Here is a 12,504-nt window from a genome sequence, read left to right on the forward strand (position 1 = left end):
CACATACCAGATATCAACCGCGCTGACAGCGACGGTAAAATCTGCGTCAAACCCTCAACCGAATGGAAAGGAGCCCGGCGTGAAGAAAGGTTGGATCTGGTGCGTTCTGTTTGCCACCCTGTTGGCTGGCTGCAACACGATGGCAGGACTCGGACAAGACATTCAGCGCGGCGGCCAGAAGCTGGAAAGCTCGGCGGACCGGCACAAGTAAGCCGGATCGCCAAACCGCGCAACGATGCGGCGTGGCCGCATCGGCAGGAAAAAACGGCACGCCCTGCGTGCCGTTTTGCATTGACTTGCGCCAGGGCGCCCAGCCCGCGCGCTCAGCCCTTGCTGCGCAGCGCCCGCGCCTGCTCGGCCAGCGAGCGGATGCGGCCCCAGTCCTTTCCAGCCACCGCGTCCTTGGGCACCACCCACGACCCGCCCACGCACACCACGTTAGGCAGTGCCAGGTAGGTCGGCGCCAGCGCGGCATCGATGCCGCCGGTCGGGCAGAAGCGCAACTGCGGCAGCGGTCCGCCCAGCGACTTGAGCATCGGCACTCCGCCGGCCGCCTGCGCCGGGAAGAACTTCAGGAAGGTAAAGCCGGCTTCCAGCGCCAGCATCGCCTCGCTGGCCGTGGCCACGCCCGGCAACAGCGAGATCCCCGCGCCCTGCGCGCCCTCCGCCAGCGCCGGGGTCAGGCCCGGCGACACGGCGAACTGCGCGCCGGCATCGCGCACGGCATGCAGCTGCTCGACCGTCAGCACCGTGCCCGCGCCCACGCACGCTTGCGGCAGCGCGGCCGCCACGGCCTTGATGGCGTCCATCGCCACGGGCGTGCGCAGCGTGATCTCCAGCAGCGGCAGGCCGCCGGTGACCAGCGCCTCGCTCACGTGCAAGGCCTCGTCGACCGAGTGGAATTCCAGCACCGGGATCACCGGCACGTCGGCCAGCAGGGGGAGCAGCGGGGAAGTCTGGTTTTGCATGTCTGTCTCGGGGTGAAGGGTTCAGGAAGGCAAAGTCAGGGAATGCAGACGGCTCAGCCGCCGATCACCGAGACCGACTCGGCCAGCCGGGCCATGACGGTCTGCGCATCGGGGATCGGCGCCACCGCGCCATAGCCGGTGGTGGACAGCGCCGCCGCCACGTTGGCGTAGCGCGCGGCCTCGAACGGGTCGGCGCCCGCCGCCAGGCGCGCGACGAAGCTGCCGCCGAAGCAATCGCCGGCACCCGTGGCATCGACCGGCTTGACCGGATATGGCGCCACCAGCGTGCGCGCTTCGGGCGTGGCCACGTAAGCGCCCTCCTCGCCCAGCTTCAGCGCCACCAGGCCGATGCCGCAGCCGAGCAGGTAATCGGCGATGGCATCGCGGTCGTCCAGCCCGGTCAGCACGGTGATGTCGTCCCAGCTGGGCAGGCACACGTCGGTCAGCGTGAACGCTTCGCGCATGATGCCGCGCGCGCGCGCCAGCGACCACAGCCGCAGGCGCAGGTTGGTGTCGAGCGTGACCTTGGTGCCGGCCTTGCCCGCATGTTCCATCGCCGCCAGGCCCGCATCGCAGGCGCTGGTGCTGATGGCCAGGCTGATGCCCGACAGGTGCAGGTAGCCCGCCGCGGCGATCGCGCCCAGCGGCAGCTGCTCATGCTGGTAGCGGCTGGCGGCGGACCCTTCGCGCAGGTAGTCGAAGCGGTGGCCGTGGTTGTCGTGCGAGACAAAATAGACGCCGGTGGGCGCGGACGGGTCCACGTGCACGTGGCGCGTATCGACCCGCTCGTGCGTCCACAGCGCGCGCAGGCGCTCGCCGAAGGTATCGGCGCCGACCGCGCTGATATAGCCGGTGCTCGCGCCCTGCCGGGCCGCGGCGATGCAGAAGTTGGAGGTATCGCCGCCAAAGCCCTGCAGGTAGCGGTCGGGATCGTCGGGCTGCTGGTTGAATTCGACCAGCGGCTCGCCGTAGGCCAGGATATCGATGCTCATGGGGCGGCCCGCCTCAGAAGAAGGTTTGCACGATGTCGATCACGCGCAGGTCGCGATCCAGCACCGGGATATGGCGCCACTTGTCGAAGGTCAGGCACGGGTGCGAGATATCGAAGGCGACCATGTCGCCGACCTGGATGTCGTCGCCCGGCTTGACCTGCAGGTAGGCGTGCTGGTCCATCATGCCGGTCACCTCCCAGTGCGCGGGCACGTCGACCGGCGCCTCGCTGCCCGGGCGGTACAGCCGCGCGGGGATCGGCATGCCTGCGTCGAAGGCGGCGTCGCGCTTGCCCATGCCGATGATGACGCGGTCCGGCTCCGGAATCGACTGCACGTAGGCCCATAGCTGCAGCGCCGGCAGCAATCCCTCGCGCATTTTCTGCGCGACCGGGTTGCTGGCCAGGATGCGCTGCTGCGCGGCCCGGTAGATGCCCACATCATGGGTCAGGTAGCAGCCGGGGCGCAGCACGATGTCGATCGGCGTGCCGATGTCGGTGCGCGCGAATTCCTCGGCCACCACGTCATACCAGGCCGAGCCGGCGCCCGACATCACCACCGGGCTGCGGCCGAAGCGGCCCTGCTGCGCCAGTTGCCGCGTCACCGCCACGGTACGCTGCAGGAAGCTGCGGATATCGGCCTCTTCTTTCAGCACGCCTTCATAGATCTCCACGCCCGCCAGCGACAGCGCCTGCGGCCAGCGCGCCAGCGCGTCGAGCACGGCCTGTTGTTGCGCGTCGTCGCGCACGCCGGTGCGGCCGCCGGCCACGCCCAGTTCGAGCAGCACCTGCAGCGTCTGTTCGCGCTCCTGGAAAAACTTGCCGAGCTGGTCGACCAGCGCGGCGGAATCGACCAGCGCGAAGAACTCGAAGCCAGGATCGTCGCGCAGCAGGTCCGCAATGATTTCCATGTTGCGGCGGCCCACCAGCTGGTTGGCCATCAGCACGCGTTTGACGCCGTGCGCATGCGCCGCGGCGGTCTGGTGCGCGGTCGCCAGCGTGATGCCCCACGCGCCGGCGCCGAGCTGGCGCGCGAACAGCTTGGGCGCCATGGTGGTCTTGCCATGCGGCGCAAGCTGCACGCCGTACTCGCCCATGAAGCGGCGCATCCATTCCAGGTTATGCGCAAGCCGGTCTTCATAAAGCACCGCGGCCGGCAGGCTCAGCTCTTCCTGCAGCAGGCTCCAGCCGGTGCGGGCGGCGTCTGGTGCCAGCGGGGCTTCCAGGCGTCCCAGCGCCTTGTTGAGCGGATCGATCACGCCGGCCTGATACTTTATTTCACGCATGCTTGTCATCACCCTGAAAAAATCTGATTGACGTAATGATAGCCCTGAAAATAAGATATTTCATCCTTGTTATAAAGTAACACGCAGATGGCAGCCACGGCTACGGCGACGACGCGCAAGGCCGCGCCAGTCACTGTTATAGCCCCTGCCGGCAGCATCTGCCGCCTGCGCCACTTTGCCTCCGCCCCCCGCCCAGCTACCGACCATGACCGCGCCCTTCGACATCCTGACCCGCATCGCCGAGCGCGGCCCCGCGCTGCGCCTGGCCGAGCAGAAGGTCGCGCAGGTGGTGCTGGAAGACCTGGCCGGCGCCGCCGCGGCGAGCATCAACGAGCTGGCGCGCAAGGCCGGCGTCAGCGAGGCCAGCGTGACCCGCTTTGCCAAGGCCATCGGCTGCCGCGACGTGCGCGACCTGAAGCTGCGCCTGGCGCAGGCCACCGCCGTGGGCGCGCGATTCCTGCAACCTGGCGGCGCCGATGCAGCCGCCGAAGCCCCGGCGACGCTGGCCGACAGCATCCATGCCGACATCCTGACCGCGCTTGAAGTCAACCGCGGCCTGCTGGACGCGCAGCGGATCGAAGACGCCGCGCGCCTGTTGCTGGGCGCACGCATGGTCTACGCTTTTGGCATGGGCGGCGGCTCGTCATTCATGGCCGACGAGGCGCGCCACCGCCTCGCGCGGCTGGGCCAGCCGGTGGCGAGCTACCAGGACGGGCTGCTGCAGAAGATGGTGGCGGCCACGCTGAGCCGCGACGACGTGGTGCTGGCATTCTCGGCCAGCGGCCGCGTGCCGGAGATGCTGGCCAGCTGCGAGATCGCACGCGAATACGGCGCGAAGCTGGTCGCGGTGACCGCGCTGGGCTCGCCGCTGGCCGCGCGCGCCGACGTGCTGCTGCCGGTGCGCACGCTGGAGACGGATTTCATTTTCAAGCCGTCGGCGTCGCGCTACGCGATGCTGATGGTGCTGGACGTGCTGGCCACCCAGTGCGCGTTGCTGCAGCCGGACCTGAGCAAGGAGCGGCTGCGCCGGCTCAAGTACGTGCTGGACAGCCACCGGGGCGAAGCCGGTCCAAGCCTGGGCCCGGACAGCCGCCAGCCGCTGGGAGACTGACCATGCCACACCTGTTCGATACCCTGATCCGCCTCGTCACGCTGATCGACGGCTCCGGCGCCGCAGCGCGCCTGGCCGACGTGGCGCTGCGCGACGGCCGCATTGCCCGCATCGATGAAGGCGGCGCGATCGATCCCGATGCCGCCGCGCACGTGGTCGAAGGCCACGGCCTGGTGCTGGCGCCGGGCTTTATCGACGTGCATACGCACGACGATACCAACGTCGTGCGCCAGCCCGAGATGACGCCCAAGCTGTCGCAGGGCGTGACCACCGTGATTGTCGGCAACTGCGGCATCAGCGCCGCGCCGGTGACGCTCTCGGGCGATCCGCCCGACCCGATGAACCTGCTCGGCCATGCCGACGCGTTCCGCTACCCCAGTTTCAAGGCCTACGTCGACGCCGTCGATGCCGCCCAGCCCGCGATCAACGTTGCCGCGCTGGTTGGCCATACTGCGCTGCGCAGCAACCATATGGACCGGCTCGACCGCGCCGCCACGCCCGCGGAAATCGCGGCCATGCGCGCGCAGCTGGAAGAATCGCTGCAGCACGGCGCGCTGGGCCTGTCCACCGGACTGGCCTACGCCAATGCCTTCAACGCGCCGACCGAGGAAGTGCTCGCGCTGGCCGAGCCGCTGGCCCATGCCGGCGCGCTCTACGCCACTCACCTGCGCAGCGAGTTCGCCGAGATCCTCGACGCCATGGACGAAGCCTTCCGCATCGGCCGCCATGCACGCGTGCCGGTGGTGATCTCGCACCTGAAGTGCGCCGGCGTGGACAACTGGGGCCGCAGCACCGAAGTGCTCGACGCGCTCGACGGCGCCCAGCGCTGGCAGCCGGTCGGCTGCGACTGCTATCCCTATACCGCCAGCTCGTCGACGCTGGACCTGAAGCAGGTCACCAGCGACTTCGACATCATGGTGACGTGGTCCGAAGGCGCGCCCGAGATGGGCGGCCGGCTGCTGGCCGATATCGCCACCGAATGGCAAGTCGACCTGCACGAGGCCGCGCGCAGGCTGATGCCCGCCGGCGCCGTCTACCACTGCATGGAAGATGCCGACGTCGACCGCATCCTGAGCCACCCCGCCACGGTAGTCGGCTCGGATGGGCTGCCCAACGACCCGCTGCCGCATCCGCGGCTGTGGGGCGCGTTCCCGCGCGTGCTGGGCCACTATGCGCGCGACCGCGAGCTGTTCCCGCTCACCGTCGCCGTGAACAAGATGACCGGCCTGTCGGCCGAGCGCTTCGGCCTGCATGGCCGCGGTTTTGTGCGCGAAGGCTACTGGGCCGACCTGGTGCTGTTCGACGCCGCCACCATCCGCGACGCCGCCAGCTTCACCGACCCGATGCAGCCGGCCGAAGGCATTGCCGCGGTCTGGGTGAACGGCGAGCTGTCATGGCAGCAGCGCCAGTCGACCGGGATCCGTGCCGGACGTTTCCTGGCGCGCGGCGCGGACTGATTCGCTCCCCCTTTTTTCTTCGATTCTTTCGATTTTTCCCAGGCAACAAATTCCAGGAGTACCCATGGACATCAAACGATTCGGCGTGGAAGGCGGCACCGGCCAGGGTGGCGCACACATGCCCTTTGCCCGCGCAGTGGCGGCCGACGGCTGGCTCTACGTTTCCGGCCAGGTGCCGATGGTCAACGGCGAGCTGATCGACGGCGGCATCGTGCCGCAGACCCACCAGGCCATCAAGAACGTGCTGGCGATCCTCGCCGAGGCCGGCTACGGCCCCGAGCACGTGGTCCGCTGCGGCGTCTGGCTGGACGATGCGCGCGACTTTTCCTCTTTCAACAAGATCTTCAAGGAATATTTCGGCGCAAACCCGCCCGCACGCGCCTGCGTGCAATCGAGCATGGTGGTGGACTGCAAGGTCGAAGTCGACTGCATCGCCTACAAGAAGCCGGCGGCCTGAGCCTGCTGCCTGCTTGATTGACTGCTTCCCGACTGTTTGCTCCCCTCTCCCGCGCGCGGGAGAGGGGCCGGGGAAGAGGGCCGGCGTCACCACGAAGTGAGCCGCCACGGTGCTTGCCACGCGCCCGCCCCTCTCTCCCAACCCCTCTCCCGCAAGTGGGAGAGGGGAGAAAACAACAAGCCTGAACCTCTGCTGCCGCCACAGGCGGCCTTTTTTCCACGCAAGGAGACAATATGGGTGCCGTCACCGGAACCACGCTCTTGGTGTATGCGCTGATCGCCGTGATCGCCCTGGTGGTGCTGATCGCGCGCTACAAGCTCAACCCCTTCATTACCCTGGTCGTCGTCTCGGTGCTGCTCGGCTTTGCCGTGGGCATGCCGATGGGCGACATCGTCAAGTCATTCGAAGCCGGTGTCGGCGGCACCCTTGGCCATATCGCGCTGGTGGTGGGCCTGGGCACGATGCTCGGCAAGATGATGGCCGAGTCGGGCGGCGCCGAACGCATCGCCAACACGCTGATCGACTTCTTCGGCGCGAAGAATGTGCACTGGGCCATGGCGACCATCGCCTTTATCGTCGGCCTGCCGGTGTTCTTCGAGGTCGGCTTCGTGCTGCTGGTGCCGATCGCCTTCAACGTAGCCAAGCGCACCGGCACGTCCATGGTAGTGGTCGGCATTCCGATGGTGGCCGGCCTGTCGGTGGTGCACGGCCTGATCCCGCCGCATCCGGCCGCGCTGCTGGCTGTGACCGCGTACGGCGCGGACATTGGCAAGACCATCATGTACGCGCTGATCGTGGGCATTCCCACGGCCGCCATCGCCGGCCCGCTGTTTGCCAAGCTGATGGACCGCTATGTCAAGCTGCCCGCGGTCAACCCGCTGGCCGACCAGTTCACCGAAGAGGATGAGCGCGTCAAGGAATCGCACGAATTGCCGAGCTTCGGCATCACGGTGTTCACCATCCTGCTGCCGGTGATGCTGATGCTGATCGGCAGTTGGGCCGACGTCTTCACCACGCCCAAGACCTTTGCCAACGACTTTCTCAAGCTGATCGGCAACTCGGTGATGGCGCTGCTGATCGCCGCGCTGGTGAGCTTCTACACCTTCGGCAAGGCGCGCGGGTTCAATCGCGAGACCATCCTGAAGTTCACCAACGAGTGCGTGGCGCCCACCGCCATCATCACGCTGGTGGTCGGCGCCGGCGGCGGCTTCGGCCGCATCCTGCGCGACTCGGGGATCTCCACCGCCATCGTCGATGTCGCCACCAGCGCGCAGGTGTCGGTGCTGGTGCTGGGCTGGCTGGTCGCCGTGATGATCCGCATCGCCACCGGCTCGGCCACGGTCGCCATGACCACCGCCGCCGGCATCGTCGCACCGATCGCCGCCAGCGTGCCGGGCACCCGCCCCGAGCTGCTGGTGCTGACGACCGGCGCCGGCTCGCTGATCCTGTCGCACGTGAACGACGGTGGCTTCTGGCTGGTCAAGGAGTACTTCAACATGACCGTGACCCAGACCTTCCAGACCTGGTCGGTGTGCGAGACCATCATCTCGGTGGTGGCGCTGCTGCTGACGCTGGGGCTGGCCACGGTGGTCTGAGGCGCGAAAGACGTACCGCGCACCCCGTCCGCAGGGTGCGCGCGGCGGTGCCCGCACTGCGCGGCGTGCCGGAAAGCGCACTGAAGCAACGGTTTACAAGGGTGCGGCGAGCGCCTAAGGTCAACCAGTGTGTGACCCGCCTCGAACCGTTTCCATGCCAATCGACCGCCGCTCGTTCCTGGCCCTGGCCGCCGGGCTGACCGCCACCGCCGCCCTGCCCGCCGGCGCCGCCACCGTGGCCGTGCCTTTGCGCCGCAACATACCCGGCACCACCGAGGCCCTGCCCGTCGTGGGCATGGGCACGGCCGACACCTTCAACGTCAGCAGCGAAGCCACCGAGCGCAAGCCGCTGGCTGAAGTCATGGCGATGCTGTTGCGCACCGAAGGCTCGGTCATCGACACCGCGCCCAGCTATGGCAGCGCCGAGGCAGTGACCGGCGACCTGCTGCGCGCGGCCAACGCCCGGCAGCGCGTGTTCCTTGCAACCAAGATCTCGGCCCAGTCCGGCGCCCCCGCGCAGGCGCAGTGGGGGCGCTCGCTGGCTGACCTGCGCGTCGACAAGGTCGACCTGCTGCAGGTGCACAACCTGATCGACTGGCAAGGCAACCTGCGCTTCCTGCGCGAGCTGAAGGAGCAAGGCCGCACCCGCTACCTGGGCATCACCCACTACCGCGAAGACGCGCACGAGGCGCTGGAGCGCATCGTGCGCAACGAGCGCATCGATTTCGTCCAGGTCAACTACTCGGTGGCCGAGCGCAATGCAGAGCGAACGCTGCTGCCGCTGTGCCAGGAGCGCGGCGTGGCGGTGCTGGTCAACCGTCCGTTCCAGGACGGCCGGCTGTTCCGCGCGGTCAAGGACCGGCCGCTGCCGCCGTGGGCGGGCGACATCGACTGCGGCTCCTGGGGCCAGCTGTTCCTGAAATTCATCGTCAGCCACCCCGCCGTGACCGCCGCCATCCCCGCTACCTCCAAGCCGCGCAACATGGCCGACAACCTCGGCGCCGCGCTGGGGCGCATGCCGGATCCGGGCCAGCGCGAGCGCATCGCCGCGTTGCTGGCCTGAGGCGCGGCGGGCCGCATGGACGAACCCGGCCGCGACACACCCGCCGGCGGCGGCCTGGCACGGCTGCGGCGCGGCTTCGGCATCCGCCCCGGCGAGTCTGGCGCGGTAGTGGCGGGCTTCCTGTTCTTCTTCTGCCTGTTCGCCAGCTATTTCATGCTGCGCCCGGTGCGCGAGACCATGGGCATCGCCGGCGGCGTGAAGAACCTGCAATGGCTGTTCACCGCCACCTTCGTGGTCATGCTGGCCGCGATCCCGATATACGGCGCCGTATGCGCGCGGCTGCCGCGGCGGCGCTTCGTGCCGTGGGTCTACGCGTTCTTTATCGCCAACCTGCTCGCCTTCGCCTTCGCCACGCGTGTGTGGCCAGACGATGTCTGGCTGGCGCGCGTGTTCTACGTGTGGCTGTCGGTGTTCAACCTGTTCGTGGTCTCGGTGGCATGGAGCCTGATGGCTGATGTGTTCCGGCCCGAGCAGGCGCGGCGCCTGTTCGCGCTGCTGGCCGCCGGGGCCAGCGCGGGCGGGCTGGCCGGGCCGATGCTGGGCGGCTGGCTGGTGCCGCAGATCGGGCTGACCGGGCTGATGCTGTTGTCCGCCGCGCTGCTGGCGGCGACGCTGCCAGGCGTGGGCTGGCTGTTCGGCTGGCGCCGCCGCGCCGGCGCGGGCCATGAAGTGCCGGCCGATGCGGCCAGCGACCCCGCCAACCCGGTCGGCGGCGGCCTGTGGGCGGGGCTGGCCTTGCTGCTGCGCTCGCGCTATCTGCTCGGCATCGGGCTGTTCGTGATCCTGCTCGCCACGGCCAGCACCTTCCTGTATTTCGAGCAGGCGCGGCTGGTGGCCGAAGCCTTCCCCGAGCGCACCCGGCAGACCCAGGTTTTCAGCGCGCTCGATGCCTCCGTGCAGGCCCTGACCATCCTGGTCCAGCTCTTCTTCACAGGCCGCATGGCGCGGCGCTATGGCGTCACGCTGCTGCTGACCGCGGTGCCGCTGGCGGTCGCCGCCGGCTTCGTGGTGCTGGCGCTGATGCCGACCTTCGGCGTGCTCGCCGGGGTCATGATCCTGCGGCGCGTGGGCGAATATGCGCTGCTGCGGCCCGGGCGCGAGATGCTGTTCACGGTGGTCGATCCCGAGACCAAGTACAAGGCCAAGAACGTGATCGACACCGCCGTCTATCGTGCCGGCGATGCGGTCAGCGCCTGGGTGAAAACCGCGATCGACGCAATCTCCGGCCATCCTGCCACGGTCGCGCTGGCCGGCGCCGCGCTGGCGCTGGCATGGGCGGCGCTGGGATGGTGGCTGGGGCGGCGGCACGAGACCGAGCTGACGCCGCGGGAGGCAAACCTCCACGCCGAGGCCGAAGGCGCGACCACGACTTTGCGCTAAACCCTGCTTTCAAGCCTGCCACTGGCCTGCCGACACCGGATGGCCGTATAGTCTTGCGCTCGGGCCCGCGTCGCCGGTGTCTTTTGCCCGCCACCGAGCCCATCCGTACATCTTTTCCCCGGAGGACCCCATGAAGACCAAAGCCGCCATCGCCTGGAAAGCCGGCGCCCCGCTGACCATCGAAGACGTGGACCTGGACGGCCCGCGCGCCGGGGAAGTGCTGGTGGAAGTGAAGGCCACCGGTATCTGCCATACCGACTACTACACGCTGTCCGGCGCCGATCCGGAAGGCATTTTCCCGGCGATCCTGGGGCATGAAGGCGCCGGCATCGTCACCGACGTCGGCCCCGGCGTGACCTCGCTCAAGCCCGGCGACCACGTGATTCCGCTGTACACGCCAGAATGCCGCCAGTGCAAGTTCTGCCTGTCGCGCAAGACCAACCTGTGCCAGGCGATCCGCGCCACGCAGGGCAAGGGCCTGATGCCGGACGGCACCTCGCGCTTCTCCATCGACGGCAAGCCGATTTTCCACTACATGGGCACCTCGACCTTCGCCAACCACATCGTGGTGCCGGAGATCGCGCTGGCGAAGATCCGCCCCGATGCGCCGTTCGACAAGGTCTGCTACATCGGCTGCGGCGTGACCACCGGCGTGGGCGCGGTACTGTTCACCGCCAAGGTGGAAGCCGGCGCCAACGTGGTGGTGTTCGGCCTCGGCGGCATCGGCCTGAACGTGATCCAGGCAGCGAAAATGGTTGGCGCCGACAAGATCATCGGCGTGGACCTGAACCCGGCGCGCGAAGCCATGGCACGCAAGTTCGGCATGACGCATTTCATCAACCCGAAGCAGGTCGAGAACGTCGTCGACCACATCATCCAGCTGACCGACGGCGGTGCGGACTACTCGTTCGAATGCATCGGCAACACGCAGGTCATGCGCCAGGCGCTGGAGTGCTGCCACAAGGGCTGGGGCAAGTCGATCATCATCGGCGTGGCCGAGGCCGGCGCCGAGATCTCGACGCGTCCGTTCCAGCTGGTGACCGGGCGCGAGTGGAAAGGCTCGGCCTTCGGCGGCGCGCGCGGCCGCACCGATGTGCCGAAGATCGTCGACTGGTACATGGAAGGCAAGCTCAATATCGACGACCTGATCACGCACACGCTGCCGCTGGAGCGCATCAACGAAGGCTTCGACCTGATGAAGCGCGGCGAGTCGATCCGCTCGGTAGTGCTGTACTGAGGCGCTCGCCATGGAACTGATCTCGCAACACGGCTGTCATGGGGGCGTGCAGCGCTTCTACCGCCATGATTCGGCGGCGATCGGGCTGCCGATGCGCTTCTCGGTGTTCCTGCCGCCGCAGGCACAGGGCGGCGCGAAGGTGCCGGTGCTGTTCTACCTGGCCGGCCTGACCTGCACTGAAGAGACCTTCATGATCAAGGCCGGCGCGCAGCGCTTTGCCGCCGAGCACGGCCTGATGCTGGTGGCGCCCGACACCAGCCCGCGCGGCGCGGGCGTGGCGGGCGAGGCCGATGCGTGGGACTTCGGCGTGGGTGCGGGCTTCTACGTCGATGCCACCGAGGCGCCCTGGAACAAGCACTGGCGCATGGAGAGCTACGTCGCCGAAGAACTGTTCGACCTGGTCACCACCGCGCTGCCCGGCGAGGCCTCGCGCGTGGGGATCTTCGGGCATTCGATGGGCGGCCACGGCGCGCTGGTGCTGGCGCAGCGCCATCCGGAGCGCTTCCGCTCGGTGTCGGCGTTCGCGCCGATCGCCGCGCCGACGCGCTGCCCGTGGGGCGAAAAGGCCTTCACCGGTTATCTCGGCGGCGAGCGTTCGGCCTGGGCCCAGTTTGACGCCACCGAGCTGATGGTGCGCCAGCAAGGCGCGCCGTTCCCGGCCGGCATCCTGGTCGACCAGGGCCTGGATGACCAGTTCCTGCAGACCCAGTTGCACCCGGATGCGTTCGAGGCCGCCTGCCAGGCCGTGGGCCAGCCGCTGCTGCTGCGCCGTCACAGCGGCTACGACCACGGCTATTACTTCATCACGACCTTTATCGCCGACCATATCCGGCACCACGCCGGACAGCTCTAGCGCTCGGCGCGCCAGCGCAACCCGACACCGGCCCCCAAACAGGGGATGCCCGGTGCCGGGCCCGATCCCATAATGGCAGCTCGACCGGCCTCAGAGCCGGAACAAGATG

General features: G+C 68.4%; 12 protein-coding genes. 9 read left to right on the forward strand and 3 right to left on the reverse strand.

The features are described from left to right. Nucleotides 1-79 precede the first annotated feature (79 nt). Complete coding sequence (locus LPA45_RS20830; protein WP_010814145.1) at nt 80-211, forward strand: entericidin A/B family lipoprotein; 132 nt, start codon at nt 80-82, stop codon at nt 209-211. 112 nt (nt 212-323) lie between these two features. Here the strand turns inward: LPA45_RS20830 and LPA45_RS20835 are convergent, their stop codons facing one another. Genes LPA45_RS20835 through LPA45_RS20845 form a run of 3 tightly spaced genes read right to left on the reverse strand, consistent with a single transcriptional unit; the run spans nt 324 to nt 3,242 of the window. Next, complete coding sequence (locus tag LPA45_RS20835) at nt 324-968, reverse strand: bifunctional 4-hydroxy-2-oxoglutarate aldolase/2-dehydro-3-deoxy-phosphogluconate aldolase (protein WP_116322178.1); 645 nt, start codon at nt 966-968, stop codon at nt 324-326. A gap of 53 nt (nt 969-1,021) precedes the next feature. Further along, entirely contained in the window at nt 1,022-1,960 is a 939-nt protein-coding gene (locus LPA45_RS20840; protein ID WP_317920174.1) for a sugar kinase, read from the reverse strand. A 13-nt stretch (nt 1,961-1,973) separates the two neighbouring features. Continuing rightward, nucleotides 1,974-3,242 carry an amino acid deaminase gene (locus LPA45_RS20845; protein WP_116322211.1) on the reverse strand — a complete coding sequence of 423 codons (1,269 nt, stop codon included), beginning with the start codon at nt 3,240-3,242 and terminating at the stop codon, nt 1,974-1,976. Nucleotides 3,243-3,447: 205 nt separating this feature from the next. Here LPA45_RS20845 and LPA45_RS20850 point away from each other — a divergent pair, with 205 nt between their 5' ends. The 8 genes from LPA45_RS20850 to fghA all read left to right on the forward strand — a co-directional run bounded on the left by LPA45_RS20850 (nt 3,448) and on the right by fghA (nt 12,395). Beyond that, complete coding sequence (locus LPA45_RS20850; RefSeq protein WP_116322181.1) at nt 3,448-4,353, forward strand: MurR/RpiR family transcriptional regulator; 906 nt, start codon at nt 3,448-3,450, stop codon at nt 4,351-4,353. Between the two features lie 2 nt (nt 4,354-4,355). Further along, the gene (locus LPA45_RS20855) at nt 4,356-5,810 is read left to right on the forward strand and encodes an amidohydrolase family protein (RefSeq protein ID WP_116322182.1); all 1,455 of its coding nucleotides are present in this window, start codon (nt 4,356-4,358) and stop codon (nt 5,808-5,810) included. 64 nt (nt 5,811-5,874) lie between these two features. Further along, nucleotides 5,875-6,267: a RidA family protein gene (locus LPA45_RS20860; protein ID WP_116322183.1), complete on the forward strand. Its 393-nt coding sequence runs from the start codon at nt 5,875-5,877 to the stop codon at nt 6,265-6,267. A gap of 233 nt (nt 6,268-6,500) precedes the next feature. Continuing rightward, nucleotides 6,501-7,862, forward strand: a complete 1,362-nt coding sequence (locus LPA45_RS20865) for a GntP family permease (RefSeq protein WP_116322184.1) — start codon at nt 6,501-6,503, stop codon at nt 7,860-7,862. A gap of 154 nt (nt 7,863-8,016) precedes the next feature. Further along, entirely contained in the window at nt 8,017-8,925 is a 909-nt protein-coding gene (locus LPA45_RS20870; protein WP_317920173.1) for an aldo/keto reductase, read from the forward strand. 15 nt (nt 8,926-8,940) lie between these two features. After that, the gene (locus tag LPA45_RS20875) at nt 8,941-10,305 is read left to right on the forward strand and encodes an NTP/NDP exchange transporter (RefSeq protein WP_317920172.1); all 1,365 of its coding nucleotides are present in this window, start codon (nt 8,941-8,943) and stop codon (nt 10,303-10,305) included. A 130-nt stretch (nt 10,306-10,435) separates the two neighbouring features. Continuing rightward, nucleotides 10,436-11,542: an S-(hydroxymethyl)glutathione dehydrogenase/class III alcohol dehydrogenase gene (locus tag LPA45_RS20880; RefSeq protein ID WP_367395105.1), complete on the forward strand. Its 1,107-nt coding sequence runs from the start codon at nt 10,436-10,438 to the stop codon at nt 11,540-11,542. Between the two features lie 10 nt (nt 11,543-11,552). Next, on the forward strand, nt 11,553-12,395 hold the full coding sequence (gene fghA / locus LPA45_RS20885) for an S-formylglutathione hydrolase (protein ID WP_317923869.1): 843 nt from the start codon (nt 11,553-11,555) through the stop codon (nt 12,393-12,395). The last annotated feature ends 109 nt before the right edge of the window (nt 12,396-12,504 follow it).

Source organism: Cupriavidus sp. Agwp_2 (assembly GCF_040784895.1).
GTDB lineage: Bacteria > Pseudomonadota > Gammaproteobacteria > Burkholderiales > Burkholderiaceae > Cupriavidus.

Bases quoted from the DNA above. Each gene is read 5' to 3' on its own strand.
- LPA45_RS20835 (WP_116322178.1), bottom strand. From the start codon at position 968: ATGCAAAACCAGACTTCCCCGCTGCTCCCCCTGCTGGCCGACGTGCCG.
- LPA45_RS20840 (WP_317920174.1), bottom strand. From the start codon at position 1,960: ATGAGCATCGATATCCTGGCCTACGGCGAGCCGCTGGTCGAATTCAAC.
- LPA45_RS20845 (WP_116322211.1), bottom strand. From the start codon at position 3,242: ATGCGTGAAATAAAGTATCAGGCCGGCGTGATCGATCCGCTCAACAAG.
- LPA45_RS20850 (WP_116322181.1), top strand. From the start codon at position 3,448: ATGACCGCGCCCTTCGACATCCTGACCCGCATCGCCGAGCGCGGCCCC.
- LPA45_RS20855 (WP_116322182.1), top strand. From the start codon at position 4,356: ATGCCACACCTGTTCGATACCCTGATCCGCCTCGTCACGCTGATCGAC.
- LPA45_RS20860 (WP_116322183.1), top strand. From the start codon at position 5,875: ATGGACATCAAACGATTCGGCGTGGAAGGCGGCACCGGCCAGGGTGGC.
- LPA45_RS20865 (WP_116322184.1), top strand. From the start codon at position 6,501: ATGGGTGCCGTCACCGGAACCACGCTCTTGGTGTATGCGCTGATCGCC.
- LPA45_RS20870 (WP_317920173.1), top strand. From the start codon at position 8,017: ATGCCAATCGACCGCCGCTCGTTCCTGGCCCTGGCCGCCGGGCTGACC.
- LPA45_RS20875 (WP_317920172.1), top strand. From the start codon at position 8,941: ATGGACGAACCCGGCCGCGACACACCCGCCGGCGGCGGCCTGGCACGG.
- LPA45_RS20880 (WP_367395105.1), top strand. From the start codon at position 10,436: ATGAAGACCAAAGCCGCCATCGCCTGGAAAGCCGGCGCCCCGCTGACC.
- fghA (WP_317923869.1), top strand. From the start codon at position 11,553: ATGGAACTGATCTCGCAACACGGCTGTCATGGGGGCGTGCAGCGCTTC.